The following is an 821-nucleotide window of genomic DNA, read 5'->3' on the forward strand; positions in this document are numbered from 1 at the left end:
CAATCCGCAAAATACAATCACGGCAGGTTCTAACCAAACGGTGTGCATCAACACAGCGATTACAGATATTACGATGACCACTACTGGTGCTACCGGCGCTACGGTAACAGGATTGCCAGCAGGAGTAACAGGATCATGGGCGGGGAACACTGTAACAATCAGTGGAACACCGACAGCATCAGGAACGTTCAACTACACGGTAACGACTACAGGCGGATGTGCACCGGCAGCTACGGCTACGGGTACTATCACAGTAACATCTACTATCGTCCCTGTTACTGGATTCAGTTATCCAACACCAGTGTGTCAGAGTGCATCAAACCCAACTCCGACAGGAGTTGCGGGATTCACTGCAGGAGGGACTTATTCTTCCACTGCAGGATTGGTTTTTGTAAGTAACGCTACGGGAGAGATTGATCTGGTAGCGAGTACAGCGGGAACATACACGGTGACTTATAATTTCCCAGCTTCGGCTTGTGGAGCTGCAGGAAGCAGTACTTTTGATATAACTATTACTGCAGTACCTGCTATTACGCTTACTTCGGCAGGGGGAACAACCAACCAAACGCTATGTCAGAATGTTGGTATCGCTGCTATTACGTATAGTGTAACCAATGCAACGGGAGCTACTGTTGTTGGGTTACCGGCAGGTGTAACAGGAAGTTATGCAGGCGGAGTGTTCACCATTAGTGGTACACCAACGGCTTCAGGTACGTTTAATTATACAGTAACCACTACAGGAGGTTGTCCACCAGCAGCTACAGCTATAGGGACTCTTGTAATTAATGTTATTCCTTCAATACCAACAATCAGTAGTATTG

General features: G+C 47.4%; 1 pseudogene. It reads left to right on the top strand.

The annotated features are described in order from the left end of the window. Positions 1 to 821 (top strand): annotated as a pseudogene (locus tag ABGT15_RS14670) (hypothetical protein); the annotation flags it as partial.

This window comes from Flavobacterium enshiense (assembly GCF_040750275.1).
In the GTDB taxonomy this organism is placed as follows: Bacteria; Bacteroidota; Bacteroidia; order Flavobacteriales; family Flavobacteriaceae; genus Flavobacterium; species Flavobacterium enshiense_B.